This window comes from Streptomyces sp. NBC_00885 (assembly GCF_045207475.1).
GTDB lineage: Bacteria > Actinomycetota > Actinomycetes > Streptomycetales > Streptomycetaceae > Streptomyces.
Genome location: NZ_CP108796.1, coordinates 1,212,476 through 1,225,661, shown reverse-complemented (window position 1 = coordinate 1,225,661; position 13,186 = coordinate 1,212,476). Strand labels below are relative to the sequence as shown.

Below are 13,186 nucleotides of genomic sequence, written 5' to 3'. Positions count from 1 at the left end.
TCACGCCGCCCCACACGGGCTCTGGCGGGGGTCTCATGGACGACATGAAGATCAAGCCGCCCCGACTGCCCAGACTGTCCGCGCCCCCCTTGCCGTCCTTCTCGGGTAAGCTGCACGATGCCCGCACGGCGACCTCGATCGGCCGCTGGCTGGGCCTGGCGATCGCCGTGTGCTTCGTGACCGGCGTGATCAGCCACTACCTCCAGCACCCGCCGGACTATCTCGTGAACGTGCTGCCGAGCCGTCCGTCCTGGGGCTACCGGGTGACGCAGGGGCTGCATGTGGCGAGCGGCATCGCGGCGATCCCGCTGCTGTTCGCCAAGCTGTGGACCGTGTATCCCCGGCTGTTCGTGTGGCCCGCGCTGAAGTCGGTGCGCCATGCACTGGAGCGTCTCTCGGTGGCGGTCCTGGTCGGCGCGGCCGTCTTCCAGCTCTTCACCGGACTGCTCAACACCGTCCAGTGGTACCCGTGGCCGTTCTCCTTCGTCCCCGTGCACTTCGCCGTGGCATGGCTGCTGTTCGGCGCGCTGATCCTGCACATCGCCGTCAAGTACCCGGAGATCAGGGCGCACTGGACCATCCGCTCGCCGGGCACGCTCGAACTCCCGGCGGCGGAGGGGCCCGACCGGCGCTCCCTGCTGACCGGCATCGCGGCGGCGGTCGGCGCGGTCACGCTCACGACCGTCGGTCAGTCCTTCACTCCTCTGGGGCGCTTCGACCTGCTCGCGCCGAGACATCCCGACCACGGCCCTCAGGGGCTGCCCGTCAACCGCCTGGCATCCACCGCGGGGGTGACGGCGCTGACCGTTGCCGACTGGCGGCTGACCGTGGTCGGCAAGCGCAGTTACGAACTCACCCTCGACGAACTCAGGGCGCTGCCCCAGACGACCGTCACCCTTCCGATCGCCTGTGTGGAGGGCTGGAGCAAGTCGGCCCAGTGGACGGGCGTCCGCGTACGGGCTCTGCTGGAGCGCGCCGGAGCCCGGCCCGGCACTGCGGTACGGGTCGTGTCGATGGAGCGGCGCGGCACCTACCGCGTGATGGAGATGGGCGCCGACTACGCCGACGATCCGCTCAGCCTGCTCGCCCTGCGCCTCAACGGCCAGGTGCTCTCGCTCGACCACGGCTTCCCGGCGCGCATCATCGCCCCGAACCGGCCCGGTGTGCTGCAGACCAAGTGGGTCGCCCGGATGGAGGTCATCTGATGCGGATCGTGACAGGTGCGCTGGGCCTCGCCCTGATGACCGTCGGCGCGGTACTGCTGCTGACGGGCGGACAACTGAAGGAGGTTGCGCTGTGGCTGGCCGGTGCGATCGTCGTGCACGACGGGATCGTCGCCCCGCTGGTCCTCGGCGTGGGCCTGCTCCTCGCGGCGGTCCCGGCGCGCGGAACGGTCCGGGGCGCGCTGATCGTGGCGGGCTGCCTGACGGCGGTCGCCCTGCCGGTCCTGCTGCGGCCGGGAACACCGAAGAACCCGACCGTGCTGCCGCTGGACTACGTACGCAACTGGCTGCTGGCGCTCGCGGCGGTCGCGGTGCTTACGGGGGTGCTGCTTGCGGCGCGGTGGATCAGGCGCCGGGTGCCGCGGCGTTGAACTCTTGGCGAACGCATCGGCCCGGACGGTCGGTGACCGTGTCCGCCTGGGCATAGTGACACCGAGTGCCCGTCCGTGGCGTACAAGGGGGACGCGGTCATGGTCAGGTTCGTACACAAACAGTTGGCGTACGCCCTGGTGATAGGGGTCTCGGGGCTGATCGCCGCGACGGTCGGCGTCGCGGTGAACGGCCCCGTCAGGCTGCCCGGTTGGTGGTTCATCGCCGCGATTGTGGCCTGGGGCGTCTTGTGGGCGGTCGTCTCCACGAGCGGTCTGCTGAAGGAAGGCGACCTGCCGTTGTTCCGGGCCGCGGTCCCGATCGCGGACCCGGCCAGGGCGCTGTCCGCCCCGGCGCAGGTCCGGTTGTGGCTGATGAGGACCTACGGAATGAGGCTTGCCCTCTGGCTCCCGGTGGGCACGGCACTGGCCGTCTACGAACCGCTGGTCGTGACGTTCAACCTCGTCTGGGCGGTGGACCCGCTGATGCGGGCCGAACGCGCGGCCCGCTGGGAGCGACGGAACCGAGTGCTGCTGTGGCAGGGCGCCGTGGACCAGCCGGAACAGCCGGTCCCGGCGGGCCAGCCGCCGGTCTTCACGACGCCCCGTCTCACATCAGTCCGCTCCGGCGTCTGAGGCTCTCGGGGGAGTTCTGGAGCACGCCCGGTGCGCGGCGCAGCGCCACGAACGCGCGCCCGGCCACCGTCCAGAGCTCCGCCTGGTCCGCCGCCCAGCCCGCCGATTCCGCGTAGTCGAGCAGCGCCGGCGTGCCCACCCGGGCCCAGGGGAACGCCGAGCCCTGCGCACTGCCGTCATAGACCCGCACCTGCACGCGCTCGTCGACATCGTGCGGCGCGGTCTCGGCCAGCAGCACGCCGTCATGGGCGACCAGAGCCGCCACCCGGGCGAGCAGCACCCAGGGGTCTCCGCCGATGCCGATATTGCCGTCCATGAGCAGAGCGGTGCTCCAACTCCCTTCAAGGGGAAGCGGATCGAAGACCGAACGGTGCAGCGCACTTCCGCCGAGCCGAAGCGTGCGGGCCACCGCCTCGGGGCTGACGTCGATGCCGAGCGTCGGCTGCCCCCGTGCGGCCAGCGCCGCGACCAGACGGCCGGGCCCGCAGCCGATGTCGAGCACCGCACCCCGGCAGCGCTCCAGCACGGTCTGATCGGCGTCGTCCGGATCGGCGCACCAGCGCTCGACCTCCAGGGGCAGCAGCCAGCCGTCGGGGCGGCGCAGAAACAGCGGTCCGCGTCCTGTGCGCAGCGCGTCGGTGTACGGATCGGCCTGCCAGGCGGGCGCCGTCATCGTGCCCCGGTCCCGGCGAGCGCGGCCATCGCCGCGGCGAACCGGCCGTGCGGTGCCTGGGCCGCGACCAGACGGGCATCGTCGGCGGTGTCCACGTCCCGCAGCACGGGCAGGTGACGCACCGCGAGACCGGCGCGCAGGAGCCGGTGCCGCTGTATCGCCCCGGTCTCGGGCACGGACATCGGTACGCCCCGCAGCAGCGAGGGATCCGGCTCGGCCAGGCCCAGCGCCCAGAATCCGCCGTCGTCGGCGGGACCCAATGTCGCCTCGCCCTCGCTCAACTCCAGTCCGGTGCTGAGGAGTTCGACGGTGATCTGTGGTGTGTCCATGCCGACGAGCAGCGCGGGCCCCTCGCAGAGCCCGAAGGCATGCGCCAGCCGTTCGTCGAGCCCGCCCGGACACTGCGGCACGACCTCGAAACCGTCCGGCAGCCAGTCGCCGGGCGCACCGTCGAGCACCAGAACCCGGCGGCGTGCGGGAGTGGCCAGCACGACATCCAGGGTGTCGGCGAGCGCGGCCTCGGCGAGCCGGGCCGCCTCCTCGGGGGAGTACGCGGGGCAGAGCCGGGTCTTGACCCGCCCGGGCACGGGGGCCTTGGCGATGACGAGCAGCGTGCCGGGCCGATCCTGCCGGGCGGGGGACGTGTGGAGCGCGGCCACCGGCCCCGGCAGTCCCTCGGCGCGTTCCCCGCTCATCGCACACCACCCATGACGCCGACCCGGCCCGCGGGCCGCTCCGCCAGGACCGCCCGCATGTCCTGGACCGCCTGCCAGGTGCCCCGCCATGTGCCCGTCACCTTCGACCTTCCCGATCTCGGCAGATACGGGACGTCCACCTCCGTCACCCGCCAGCCCGCGTCCGCCGCGCGGACCACCATCTGGAGCGGGTAGCCGCTGCGGCGGTCCGTCAGGTCGAGGGCCAGCAGCTTCTCGCGGCGCGCCGCCCGCAGCGGGCCCAGGTCGTGCAGTCGCAGACCGGAGCGTCGGCGCAGCATCCGCGCCAGCGCCAGATTCCCGGCCCGGGCGTGCGGCGGCCAGGCCCCGGGCCCCTGCGGCCGACGCCGCCCCAGTACCAAGTCGCTCTCGCTGTCGGCGACTTGGCGTACGAAATCGACCAGCAGCCCCGGGTCCAGCGAGGCGTCGCAGTCGCAGAAGCACACGTACTCCGCCTCCGCCGCCAGCAGCCCGGCATGGCACGCGGCCCCGAACCCGCGCCTTCCCTCGTGCACGACGGTCGCGCCGAGGTCGCGGGCGATCCGGCCGGAGCCGTCCGTCGAGCCGTTGTCGACGACGATCGCGCGCCATCCGGCCGGAATCCGGCTCAGTACCCACGGCAGCGCCTCCGCCTCGTCGAGGCAGGGAAGGATCACATCGACCGTCATCACGCCGTACCCCGCAGCCTGCTCGCCGCGAACTCCGTCATCCCCTGCGCGAAGCCGATCCGCGGTTTCCAGCCCAGTTCGGCCCGCAACCGCCGTGAGTCCGCGGTGATGTGGCGTACGTCGCCGAGCCGGAACTCCCCGGTGACCACCGGTGCGGGACCGCCGTGGGCGGACGCGAGCGCGCCCGCCATCTCGCCGACCGTGTGCGGGGTCCCGCTGCCGGTGTTGTACGCGGTGAGCACACCCGGCTCCCGGCCGCGCAGGGCCTCCAGGGCGATCGCGTTCGCCTCGGCGACGTCCCGTACATGGACGAAATCCCGCCGCTGCCGCCCGTCCTCGAAGACCTGCGGCGCCTCGCCCCGTTCGAGAGCGGACCGGAAGAAGGAGGCAACGCCCGCGTACGGGGTGTCGCGCGGCATCCCGGGCCCGTACACATTGTGGTAGCGCAGGGCGACTGCGCGACCGCCCGTCGCCCTGGCCCAGGCCGCGGCCAGATGCTCCTGGGCAAGCTTGGTCGTCGCGTACACATTGCGCGGGTCCGTCGGCGCGTCCTCTTCCACCAGGCCCGACGTCAGCTCGGCGCCGCACTCGGGGCACAGGGGCTCGAAGCGTCCGGCCTCGAGATCGCCCGTGGCCCGCGGGCCCGGGCGGACCCGGCCGTGGCGCGGGCAGTCGTAGCGGCCCTCGCCGTAGACCACCATCGAGCCGGCCAGCACCAGTTCGGGCACACCGGCCTCGGCCATCGCCGCAAGGAGCACGGCCGTGCCGAGGTCGTTGCAGCCGACGTACTCCGGTGCGTCCGCGAAGTCCTTGCCGAGGCCGACCATCGCCGCCTGGTGGCAGACGGAGTCAACACCGCGCAGCGCCCGCGCCAGCAGCTCCCGGTCCCGCACGTCCCCGAGCATCCACTCGCCGTCGGGCAGCGGCGGGGGTACGGGATGGGCCGCCGGGAGCAGGGCGTCGAGCACGACCGGGTCATGGCCGCGGGCGGCGAGAGCCGCGACGACCTGCGAGCCGATGAAGCCCGCGCCTCCTGTGACAAGTACACGCATACTGGCGACGCTACGGCCGACAAGCGCACTGATCGCCTTTGCGCGCCGTGCCGTCACAGGTCCGTAAGGACTTGACTACGCCGCCCGGGGGAGCTCATCCCGACGTCCGCAGCGGCCAGCCGCTACGCTGCCCGCCCCGCAGCGGCGTGGCCCTCACCCCAGGTCGAAGGCGTTGCGCAGCCCCAGCCGGTAGCGGGTGCGGTCGTGACGCTTCAGCAGTTCGATCTCCGGAGCGCGGAAGAGCGGCTTCACCGTGCAGCGGGAGGCCGCCGAACCGGTCCTGTCCAGCAGGGCGTTGACCGCCGCGCGGGCCGAGGCGTTGGCCCCCTCCATCGTCGCCAGGTCGATGTCGACGGCGACATAGTCCCCGGCCAGGAAGAAGTTCGGGATCGCGGTGGCGGCCTTCGGGCGGTTGTGGAAGGTGCCGACGGGGTGGATCAGGAGCTCGTCCTGATTGGTCGGGTTGGGGGTCCCGAGGCCGTCCACGCCCGGGTCGAGGAACCACGAGTGCAGGGCGCTGTCCTTGAGCACCGTGCGGCCCGTGTCATTGACGGCGGCCTTGAGCTGGGCCCATACCTCCCTCGCGACCTCGGTACGAGTGCACTGCTTGGCGGTCTTCCCGTACAGGATGCCGGTTCTGTCCCATTCGGAGATGTCCACCGACAGACAGTCGACCGCGACGCCGTCGCCGTAGTCGGCGGGGAAGTCGCGGGAGGGCCAGTGACCTGCCTGCTGAATGGCCGTCAGGGACCAGGGGGAGTCGATGCAGTTGAGGTGGCCGTGCAGCAGCGAGGCCTTCTCGGTCAGATAGAACTGGATGCCGGTCATCCAGTCCGTCTCCAGCTTGTCGCACCGGGCCAGCTGCGGGTCGGCCGCGCGCAGTTCGGCTCCCCAGGTCCGGCGTGCGTGCTCGACCGGCATCGCCGAGACGTAGTGGTCCGCGGTGACCGACTGGCGTACCCCCTGCGGGTCCTCGATCACCGCTGCCATGACCCGCCCGCCGCCGTACTTCACCTCCCGTACCGTCCAGCCGATCCGGAAGTCCACGCCCAGCCCTGTCAGATGGTCCGCCCAGGGGTCGATCCACGCCTCATTGGTGGGGGCGTTGAGGATCCGGTCGAGGGGGCCGTCCGCGCCCCGGCCCAGCGCGTTGAAGACGAAGGCCTCGAGGAGCGTGGCGACGGTACGGGTGCTGGCCTCCTCGGCCTTGGTCGCCACGATGTTCCGGGTCAGCCCGATGGCCAGGATGCGCTGGTAGTCGTAACTCATCCGCTCGGCCCGGATGAACTCCCACCAGGGCGTGCGCTCCCAGGTCTGGTCCCGCCGCTCGTCGCAGCTGGTGAGGAAGACCAGGCCGCGGTTGACGAAGTACGCCGTCTCGTGGGCGGGGATGCCCCTGAGCGTGTCCAGCGCGGCGGTCAGTGCGCGGCGGATCTCGTCGAGGGTCAGCTGGGCCGGCTTGTGTCCCGGCCAGGGCAGCGGGATCCGTAAGTCCTCACGCCCGGTGCGGGCGAACGACATCTCGGGCGGCGCGACCAGGTTGTCCCAGACGCCGTTGGTGTTTCCGGGGAAGGGGATGCGCCGCATTGTGTCGGGCAGATTGTGGTAAATGCCGGGGATGAAGCGGAAGCCGTGCTCGGCGGGCAGCGGACGGCGGGCGCCTTTCGCGCTGTTCGGGACGTCCATGCTGCGGGCCTTGCCGCCGAGCGCCCTGCGTTCGAAGACGGTGACCCGGAATCCGCGTTCGGCCAGCTCGTGCGCGGCGGTGAGCCCGGCGACGCCGCCGCCGAGCACGGCGACCGAGGGCGCGGCCGCGGTGCCGTCCGCGTTCGTCTGTGCGGCCGCCGTGGCTGTGCCCGCCGCGGCCAGTGCGGCCGTGCCGCCGACCGCGGCCGCCCCCGCCATGAAGGTGCGTCGTGTGCTGCCCGCCCGATCCATCCCCATCCCCCTTACCGACGGTAACTGTCCGTCCGGCGCAGGAGCATACGGAGATCCCCCATGACCCGGAAGCCGCGCGTCGGCCCATTCGTTCAATGGCGGAAAATGGAGTCATGTCCCGACGCAGCTCCCGCCCCGGTCGTGATTCGGCCCCGGCCCTCACCGACACCTCGCCCTGCCCCTGCGGGCTGCCCGCCACCTATGGCGAGTGCTGCGGGCGCTTCCACGCGGGCGAGGCCACCGCACCCACCGCCGAGCTGCTGATGCGCTCCCGCTACAGCGCCTTCGTCGCCGGGAACGAGACGTATCTGCGGCGTACATGGCATCCCTCGACCCGGCCACGGCACTTCGAGATCGACCCCGCGATGCAGTGGACGCGCCTGGAGATCCTGGACACCGAGGACGGCAGCCCGTTCCATTCGTCCGGCACGGTCACCTTCCGCGCCCGCTTCCGGCACCACGGGAAGCGCGGCGCGCTGCATGAGCGCAGCCGCTTCCAGCGGCACGGCGGCGCCTGGGTGTACGTGGACGGCGAATTCCTGGACTGAGCCGGGAGTGGTCCGGGCGGGCCCGGCCGATCAGGCCCCTGTGGTGGATCCTGGGCGGACGATCATCAGCACCGTCACCGTCGCCCACAGCAGGTTGAACACCCCGGTCGCCATGGCGAGCCGGGCCGAGGCGCCTGCTCCGAGATCCTCCAGGACCGCGCTCTGCCCCGGCAGCACCAGCAGCCCGAGGACCGCGGCGGCCAGCGCGGTGAGCACGATCGAGACGATCAGCCAGGTGTCACCGAGTACATGCAGGCTGTTGGCGGTCGCGAGACCGAAGACCGGCACGACGACGCCGACGAGCGCGTACACCCGGCAGATGCGGTGGAGATTGCGTACGGCCCCGAGAGCTTGCTCGCTCCCGGGCTCGGCCACCGCACGGCGGACGGCGGCGGGGAAGGCACTCGCGGCGACGGTCACCGGACCGATCGCGATGATCGCGGCCAGGACATGGACGATGAGCAGGAACTTGGTCACGCCGGCAGGCCTTCGGATACGGGGACGGTGCCGCGGGCGCTCCAGACCGTGCCGCGACGCTCGTGGGAGAAGAGCCTCTCGACCTCGTGCGCGATCCGCGGACCGAGCTCACGCTCCAGCAGATAGAGCGCGAGATCCAGGCCCGAGGTCACGCCCGCGCCGGTCACCAGATCGCCGTCGTCGACGACTCGCACCTCGATCGCGTGGACCCCGGCGCCGGCCAGCGCGTCCAGACCCAGGTGATGGGTGGTGGCACGGCGGTCGGCGATCAGTCCCGCCATGGCGAGCACCATGGAGCCGCCGCACACCGTGCTCATGACCAGCTCGGGCCGCTCGACTGCGGCCTTGAGCAGGCCGGGCAGGGGAGTGTTCAGGCTCCGGCCGAGGATCGCCGCAATGGTGTCCTCGCCCCCGTCGTCCGAGATACGGCCCGCGGCGCCCGGCACCACGACCAGGTCCGCGCGCCCGGGGTCCAGCACACCGACGGCGCGCAGCGACAGCAGGCCCAGGCCGCTGGGCACCTCACGCGCGCCCTCGGCGGAGACGAGCTCGACGGTGAGCGCACCCCCGGCGACCATGCCGCCTGCGGTGAGCACCTCGTGCGGAGCGATGACGTCCAACGGGTCGAAGCCGTCGAACAGGACGATCTGGGCAAGCATCCGGCACCAGTCCTTGTCTGGGGAGGGGGGCAGCCCCCTGCGGGCCGCCGGACCGACGCTATGGAGCGCTGCCGACCCAGGACAGTGGCGTGAATGCCACCTTTCAACGGATTCTCGCCAGGGCTTCCGACAGCGTCTGATGACAGATAAGTGCAGCCTGACGGCTCTTGGCTGGAAACCGGGCAGGGCATACGTTATGGCCATGCACACCGTGGCCATCCTCGCACTCGACGGCGTCCTCGCTTTCGATCTGTCCACCCCGCTGGAGGTCTTCGGCCGCACCCGGCTGCCCGACGGCCGGGCCGCCTACCGGGTCCGTGTCTGTTCCCCGTCACAAGAGGTCGACGCGGGGGCGTTCACGCTGCGCGCGCCCTGGGGTCTCGACGCCCTCGCCGAGGCCGACACGATCATCCTGCCCGGTTGTGCCGACCCGACCCTGCCGGTCCCGCCGGAGGTACTGGACGCCCTGCGCGCGGCGGCCGCCCGTGGTACCCGTATCGCCTCTGTCTGCGTGGGTGCCTTCGTGCTCGCGGCCACCGGCCTGCTGGACGGACTGCGGGCGACCACCCACTGGCTCGGCGCGGCAGCGCTCGCGGCCATGCATCCCGAGGTCGACGTGGACCCCGATGTGCTCTATGTCGACAACGGTCAGTTCCTGACCTCGGCGGGCGCCGCCGCCGGACTCGATCTGTGTCTGCACATGATCCGCACGGACCACGGCTCGGCGGTGGCGGCGGACGCGGCCCGCCTGTCGGTGATGCCGCTCGAACGCGAGGGCGGCCAGGCGCAGTTCATCGTCCACGAGCAGCCGCCGAGCCCCGACGGCATGACGCTGGAGCCCCTGCTGCGCTGGATGGAGGAGAACGCCCGCCGCGAACTGACCCTCGGCGAGATCGCCGCGCAGGCGGGCATGAGCACCCGCACCCTCAACCGTCGCTTCCGTGAGCAGACGGCGACCACGCCGCTGCAGTGGCTGCACCGCGCGCGTATCCGCCAGGCCCAGTTTCTGCTGGAGACGACGGCACACTCGGTGGACCGGATCGCGACGCAGGTCGGCTTCGGCTCACCGACGGCCTTCCGCGACCGCTTCAAGCGCCAGGTCGGGACGAGCCCGCAGGCCTACCGCCGCGCGTTCAACCGGAACCCGGCGCCGGCCGGGGCGTAGGGCGGGGTGCCGGGTCAGGCTGCCGCGGTTCGCCCGCGGGGCCACCCACGAACAGCAACCACCAACGCCCCCTGGCCCACGCTCACCACGACCCCGGTGAGTTCAGAAGCCGCGTGACGGCTTGATGATCAGCCGCGGGTTGTACGCGGCAAGGATCTTGTTGGCCTGAGCCAGTGTGGACAGCGCGTGCTCGCGGTCCGCCTGGTCCTCGCTGCACAGGGGTATGCGGAACCGGTTGACCTCGCGTACTGCGCACTCGGCGTCGACCTCCGCCTGCAGGATGTCGATCGGCATGCAGGACCCGATCAGCGCGGCGACGCGATCGGGGATCGGTACGGGTACGAGGGGCGACGCGGTCACGTGTAGTCCTTCTCTTCTTCTCCATCGGGCGCCGGAGGCCGGCGCCCACCCCTTCATACGTACCGGACGGGCTTCCGCGTTCGTCGTCAGGGATGTCTCTGTGCGGCAACCGTTTCGGATCACCCGCCGACTGCATCGTCAGGGACAACGGTGTGGTGCCAGAAGCGCGCGACTCGAACGGCCGGCCGCCTCCGGCAGCGCCGCCGACACCTTACGCGAACGCCGGCCAGGCACCCCACTCGCTCGTCGCGCCACGCAAGGGCGACGAGCGGCCCGTCACGGGCCGGCGCCTTCGCGGCCCAAGTGACCCCTGTGGCCAAGGCGTTGATCATTGCGGGCATCGAGCCCGGTGGCCGAATCGCGATCATGCCCCGGACCAGGTACGAGTGGGCCGGGCCGGACTTCGCGGTCCGGGCGGCGGGCGGCCGGAGCGTGCCCAACGACGCCGGCCCGTCGCCGGATCGGGGCGAATGGATCGTACGGGGCAGTGGTACACGTCACCTGATCGCCGAGAGCCCGGAGCGCGCCGAGGCGGTCGCGACGGGCTGCACGCACGCCGAGTGAACGACTGCCTCAGGGCGCCGAGAACACCTCGGACAGGTCGTAGCGCACCGGCTCCTCCAACTGCGCGTACGTGCAGTCGGCGGGCTCGCGGTCCGGCCGCCAGCGGCGGAACTGCGCGGTGTGCCGGAACCGGTCGCCCTCCATGTGGTCGTACGCGACCTCGACGACCCGCTCGGGCCGCAGCGCCACCCACGACAGATCCTTCTTGCCCGTCCAGCGGCTCTGCGCGCCGGGGAGCCGGGCGCTCTCATGGGCGCTCTCCTCCGCCCACGCCGCCCACGGATGGCCCTCGGGCGGATCCATCCGCAGCGGCTCCAGCTCCTCGATCAGCTCCTCGCGCACCTTCATGGAGAACGCCGCGCAGACGCCGACGTGCTGCAGCGCGCCCGATGCGTCATGAAGGCCGAGGAGCAGCGAGCCGACGATCGGTCCGCTCTTGTGGAAGCGGTAGCCGGCCACGACGACATCCGCCGTCCGCTCGTGCTTGATCTTGAACATCAGCCGGGCGTCGGGCCGGTAGGGCAGATCCAGAGGCTTGGCGACGATCCCGTCGAGCCCCGCGCCCTCGTACCGCTCGAACCACTCCTGCGCCAGCGCGACGTCGGTGGTGGCGGGCGCCAGATGCACGGGCGGTACGGCATCGCTCAGCGCGGCGGCCAGGGTGGTGCGGCGGACCGAGAGCGGGGCGTCCAGCAGGGCTTCGTCACCGAGCGCGAGCAGATCGAAGGCGACGAAGCTCGCGGGCGTCTGCTCGGCGAGCATTCGCACCCGGGAATCGGCCGGGTGGATGCGCTCGGTGAGCTTGTCGAAGTCGAGGCGCCCCTCGTGGGCGATGACGATCTCGCCGTCGACGACACAGCGGCCGGGAAGGTTGGCCAGCAGTTCGGCGACCAGCTCGGGGAAGTAGCGGGTGAGCGGTTTGCCGGTCCTGGAGCCGATGACCACCTCGTCGCCGTCCCGGTGGACGATCGCCCGGAAGCCGTCCCATTTGGCCTCGTACTGCATGCCCGGCGGGATCTTCTTGACCGACTTGGCCAGCATCGGCTTCAGGGGCGGCATCACAGGCAGATCCATACGGCGATTGTCCGGTATGCGGGGAATCTCGGCACGGCCTACGCTGGCGGGCATGGCCGGAGCAATCGAGCTGGAGGTGGGGGAGCGGACCGTACGCGTGTCCAATCCCGACAAGGTCTACTTCCCCGAGCCCGGCTACACCAAGCTGGACATGGTCCGCTATTACCTTGCCGTCGGCGACGGCATCACCCGCGCCCTGCGCAATCGGCCGACCACCCTGGAGCGCTACCCCGACGGGGTGACCGGCGAGTCGTTCTTCCAGAAACGCGCCCCCAAGTACCTGCCCGACTGGATCCCGACCGCCCACATCACCTTCCCCAGCGGCCGGTCCGCGGACGAGATGTGCCCGACGGAACCCGCCGCCGTGCTGTGGGCGGCCAATCTCGGGGCGGTCACCTTCCACCCCTGGCCCGTACGCCGCGAGGACACCGACCACCCCGACGAACTGCGGATCGACCTCGACCCGCAGCCCGGCACCGACTACACGGACGCCGTGCGCGCGGCCCACGAACTGCGCGCCGTACTGGACGAGGCAGGACTGCGCGGCTGGCCCAAGACGTCGGGCGGACGCGGCATCCATGTCTTCGTACCGATCGAGCCGCAGTGGACCTTCACCCAGGTACGGCGGGCCGCGATCGCCGTCGGCAGGCAGTTGGAGCGCCGGATGCCGGACCGGGTGACCATCAAGTGGTGGAAGGAGGAGCGCGGCGAGCGGATCTTCGTCGACTACAACCAGACCGCCCGGGACCGCACCATCGCCTCCGCCTACTCCGTACGCCCGCGCCCCCACGCCCCGGTCTCCGCGCCGCTGCGCTGGGAGGAGATCGACGACGCCGTGCCGCAGGACTTCGACATCAGGACGATGCCCGCGCGGTACGCCGAGGTCGGCGATGTGCACGCGGACATGGACGACCACCGGTTCAGCCTGGAGAGCCTGCTGGAGGTGGCCCGCAAGGACGAGGCGGAGCACGGCCTCGGCGATCTGCCCTACCCGCCGGAGTATCCGAAGATGCCGGGCGAGCCCAAGCGCGTACAGCCCAGCAGGGCCCGGCACGACGACGCCTGAGC

16 protein-coding genes are annotated in these 13,186 nt (G+C 71.6%); 7 read left to right on the top strand and 9 right to left on the bottom strand.

Annotated features, from left to right (window positions below; translation table 11 throughout):
• Positions 1-44 precede the first annotated feature (44 nt).
• From OHA61_RS05610 to OHA61_RS05600, 3 genes are all read left to right on the top strand, one after another.
• A complete protein-coding gene (locus OHA61_RS05610) occupies positions 45-1,205 on the top strand; it encodes a molybdopterin-dependent oxidoreductase (protein WP_406302016.1) in 1,161 nt (386 codons plus the stop codon).
• Positions 1,205-1,594, top strand: a complete 390-nt coding sequence (locus tag OHA61_RS05605) for a hypothetical protein (protein WP_406302014.1) — start codon at positions 1,205-1,207, stop codon at positions 1,592-1,594. The genes OHA61_RS05610 and OHA61_RS05605 overlap by 1 nt, the downstream gene beginning before the upstream one ends.
• Positions 1,595-1,693: 99 nt before the next feature.
• Positions 1,694-2,227, top strand: a complete 534-nt coding sequence (locus tag OHA61_RS05600; protein ID WP_406302013.1) for a hypothetical protein — start codon at positions 1,694-1,696, stop codon at positions 2,225-2,227.
• Here the strand turns inward: OHA61_RS05600 and OHA61_RS05595 are convergent.
• The 5 genes from OHA61_RS05595 to OHA61_RS05575 all read right to left on the bottom strand — a co-directional run bounded on the left by OHA61_RS05595 (position 2,202) and on the right by OHA61_RS05575 (position 7,271).
• Positions 2,202-2,900 (bottom strand): class I SAM-dependent methyltransferase, encoded by a 699-nt coding sequence (locus tag OHA61_RS05595; RefSeq protein WP_406302011.1) that lies wholly within the window; start codon positions 2,898-2,900, stop codon positions 2,202-2,204. The genes OHA61_RS05600 and OHA61_RS05595 overlap by 26 nt on opposite strands.
• Positions 2,897-3,595 carry a DUF2064 domain-containing protein gene (locus tag OHA61_RS05590; RefSeq protein WP_406302009.1) on the bottom strand — a complete coding sequence of 233 codons (699 nt, stop codon included), beginning with the start codon at positions 3,593-3,595 and terminating at the stop codon, positions 2,897-2,899. The genes OHA61_RS05595 and OHA61_RS05590 overlap by 4 nt, the downstream gene beginning before the upstream one ends.
• Entirely contained in the window at positions 3,592-4,281 is a 690-nt protein-coding gene (locus OHA61_RS05585; protein WP_406302008.1) for a glycosyltransferase family 2 protein, read from the bottom strand. Before OHA61_RS05585 ends, OHA61_RS05590 begins: the two co-directional genes overlap by 4 nt.
• On the bottom strand, positions 4,281-5,333 hold the full coding sequence (locus OHA61_RS05580) for an NAD-dependent epimerase/dehydratase family protein (protein ID WP_406302006.1): 1,053 nt from the start codon (positions 5,331-5,333) through the stop codon (positions 4,281-4,283). The genes OHA61_RS05585 and OHA61_RS05580 overlap by 1 nt, the downstream gene beginning before the upstream one ends.
• A 153-nt stretch (positions 5,334-5,486) precedes the next feature.
• Positions 5,487-7,271 (bottom strand): FAD-dependent oxidoreductase, encoded by a 1,785-nt coding sequence (locus tag OHA61_RS05575; protein ID WP_406302004.1) that lies wholly within the window; start codon positions 7,269-7,271, stop codon positions 5,487-5,489.
• A 113-nt stretch (positions 7,272-7,384) separates the two neighbouring features.
• Here OHA61_RS05575 and OHA61_RS05570 point away from each other — a divergent pair, with 113 nt between their 5' ends.
• The gene (locus OHA61_RS05570) at positions 7,385-7,819 is read left to right on the top strand and encodes a YchJ family protein (RefSeq protein ID WP_406302002.1); all 435 of its coding nucleotides are present in this window, start codon (positions 7,385-7,387) and stop codon (positions 7,817-7,819) included.
• A gap of 30 nt (positions 7,820-7,849) precedes the next feature.
• Here the strand turns inward: OHA61_RS05570 and OHA61_RS05565 are convergent, their stop codons facing one another.
• A complete protein-coding gene (locus tag OHA61_RS05565) occupies positions 7,850-8,296 on the bottom strand; it encodes a hypothetical protein (protein ID WP_406302000.1) in 447 nt (148 codons plus the stop codon).
• Positions 8,293-8,955 carry a DJ-1/PfpI family protein gene (locus tag OHA61_RS05560; protein WP_406301999.1) on the bottom strand — a complete coding sequence of 221 codons (663 nt, stop codon included), beginning with the start codon at positions 8,953-8,955 and terminating at the stop codon, positions 8,293-8,295. Before OHA61_RS05560 ends, OHA61_RS05565 begins: the two co-directional genes overlap by 4 nt.
• Positions 8,956-9,157: 202 nt before the next feature.
• On the opposite strand from OHA61_RS05560, the gene OHA61_RS05555 reads away from it, so the two are divergent.
• Entirely contained in the window at positions 9,158-10,120 is a 963-nt protein-coding gene (locus tag OHA61_RS05555; RefSeq protein WP_406301996.1) for a GlxA family transcriptional regulator, read from the top strand.
• A 102-nt stretch (positions 10,121-10,222) separates the two neighbouring features.
• On the opposite strand, the gene OHA61_RS05550 is transcribed toward OHA61_RS05555, so the two are convergent.
• The gene (locus OHA61_RS05550) at positions 10,223-10,480 is read right to left on the bottom strand and encodes a hypothetical protein (protein ID WP_361904561.1); all 258 of its coding nucleotides are present in this window, start codon (positions 10,478-10,480) and stop codon (positions 10,223-10,225) included.
• Between the two features lie 150 nt (positions 10,481-10,630).
• On the opposite strand from OHA61_RS05550, the gene OHA61_RS05545 reads away from it, so the two are divergent.
• Positions 10,631-11,044, top strand: coding sequence for an AMP-binding protein (locus OHA61_RS05545; RefSeq protein ID WP_406301994.1), 414 nt, complete (start codon positions 10,631-10,633; stop codon positions 11,042-11,044).
• Positions 11,045-11,053: 9 nt separating this feature from the next.
• Here OHA61_RS05545 and OHA61_RS05540 read toward each other — a convergent pair whose 3' ends face one another.
• Positions 11,054-12,118: an ATP-dependent DNA ligase gene (locus OHA61_RS05540; protein WP_324983864.1), complete on the bottom strand. Its 1,065-nt coding sequence runs from the start codon at positions 12,116-12,118 to the stop codon at positions 11,054-11,056.
• 52 nt (positions 12,119-12,170) lie between these two features.
• Between OHA61_RS05540 and ligD the strand changes: the two genes are divergently transcribed.
• Positions 12,171-13,184 carry a non-homologous end-joining DNA ligase gene (gene ligD, locus OHA61_RS05535; RefSeq protein ID WP_406301991.1) on the top strand — a complete coding sequence of 338 codons (1,014 nt, stop codon included), beginning with the start codon at positions 12,171-12,173 and terminating at the stop codon, positions 13,182-13,184.
• Positions 13,185-13,186: the final 2 nt, after the last annotated feature.

Coding starts and splice junctions, on each gene's coding strand:
- ligD (WP_406301991.1), top strand. CDS start 12,171: ATGGCCGGAGCAATCGAGCTGGAGGTGGGGGAGCGGACCGTACGCGTG.
- OHA61_RS05575 (WP_406302004.1), bottom strand. CDS start 7,271: ATGGATCGGGCGGGCAGCACACGACGCACCTTCATGGCGGGGGCGGCC.
- OHA61_RS05595 (WP_406302011.1), bottom strand. CDS start 2,900: ATGACGGCGCCCGCCTGGCAGGCCGATCCGTACACCGACGCGCTGCGC.
- OHA61_RS05560 (WP_406301999.1), bottom strand. CDS start 8,955: ATGCTTGCCCAGATCGTCCTGTTCGACGGCTTCGACCCGTTGGACGTC.
- OHA61_RS05605 (WP_406302014.1), top strand. CDS start 1,205: ATGCGGATCGTGACAGGTGCGCTGGGCCTCGCCCTGATGACCGTCGGC.
- OHA61_RS05585 (WP_406302008.1), bottom strand. CDS start 4,281: ATGACGGTCGATGTGATCCTTCCCTGCCTCGACGAGGCGGAGGCGCTG.
- OHA61_RS05580 (WP_406302006.1), bottom strand. CDS start 5,333: ATGCGTGTACTTGTCACAGGAGGCGCGGGCTTCATCGGCTCGCAGGTC.
- OHA61_RS05590 (WP_406302009.1), bottom strand. CDS start 3,595: ATGAGCGGGGAACGCGCCGAGGGACTGCCGGGGCCGGTGGCCGCGCTC.
- OHA61_RS05570 (WP_406302002.1), top strand. CDS start 7,385: ATGTCCCGACGCAGCTCCCGCCCCGGTCGTGATTCGGCCCCGGCCCTC.
- OHA61_RS05540 (WP_324983864.1), bottom strand. CDS start 12,118: ATGGATCTGCCTGTGATGCCGCCCCTGAAGCCGATGCTGGCCAAGTCG.
- OHA61_RS05610 (WP_406302016.1), top strand. CDS start 45: ATGAAGATCAAGCCGCCCCGACTGCCCAGACTGTCCGCGCCCCCCTTG.
- OHA61_RS05600 (WP_406302013.1), top strand. CDS start 1,694: ATGGTCAGGTTCGTACACAAACAGTTGGCGTACGCCCTGGTGATAGGG.
- OHA61_RS05555 (WP_406301996.1), top strand. CDS start 9,158: ATGCACACCGTGGCCATCCTCGCACTCGACGGCGTCCTCGCTTTCGAT.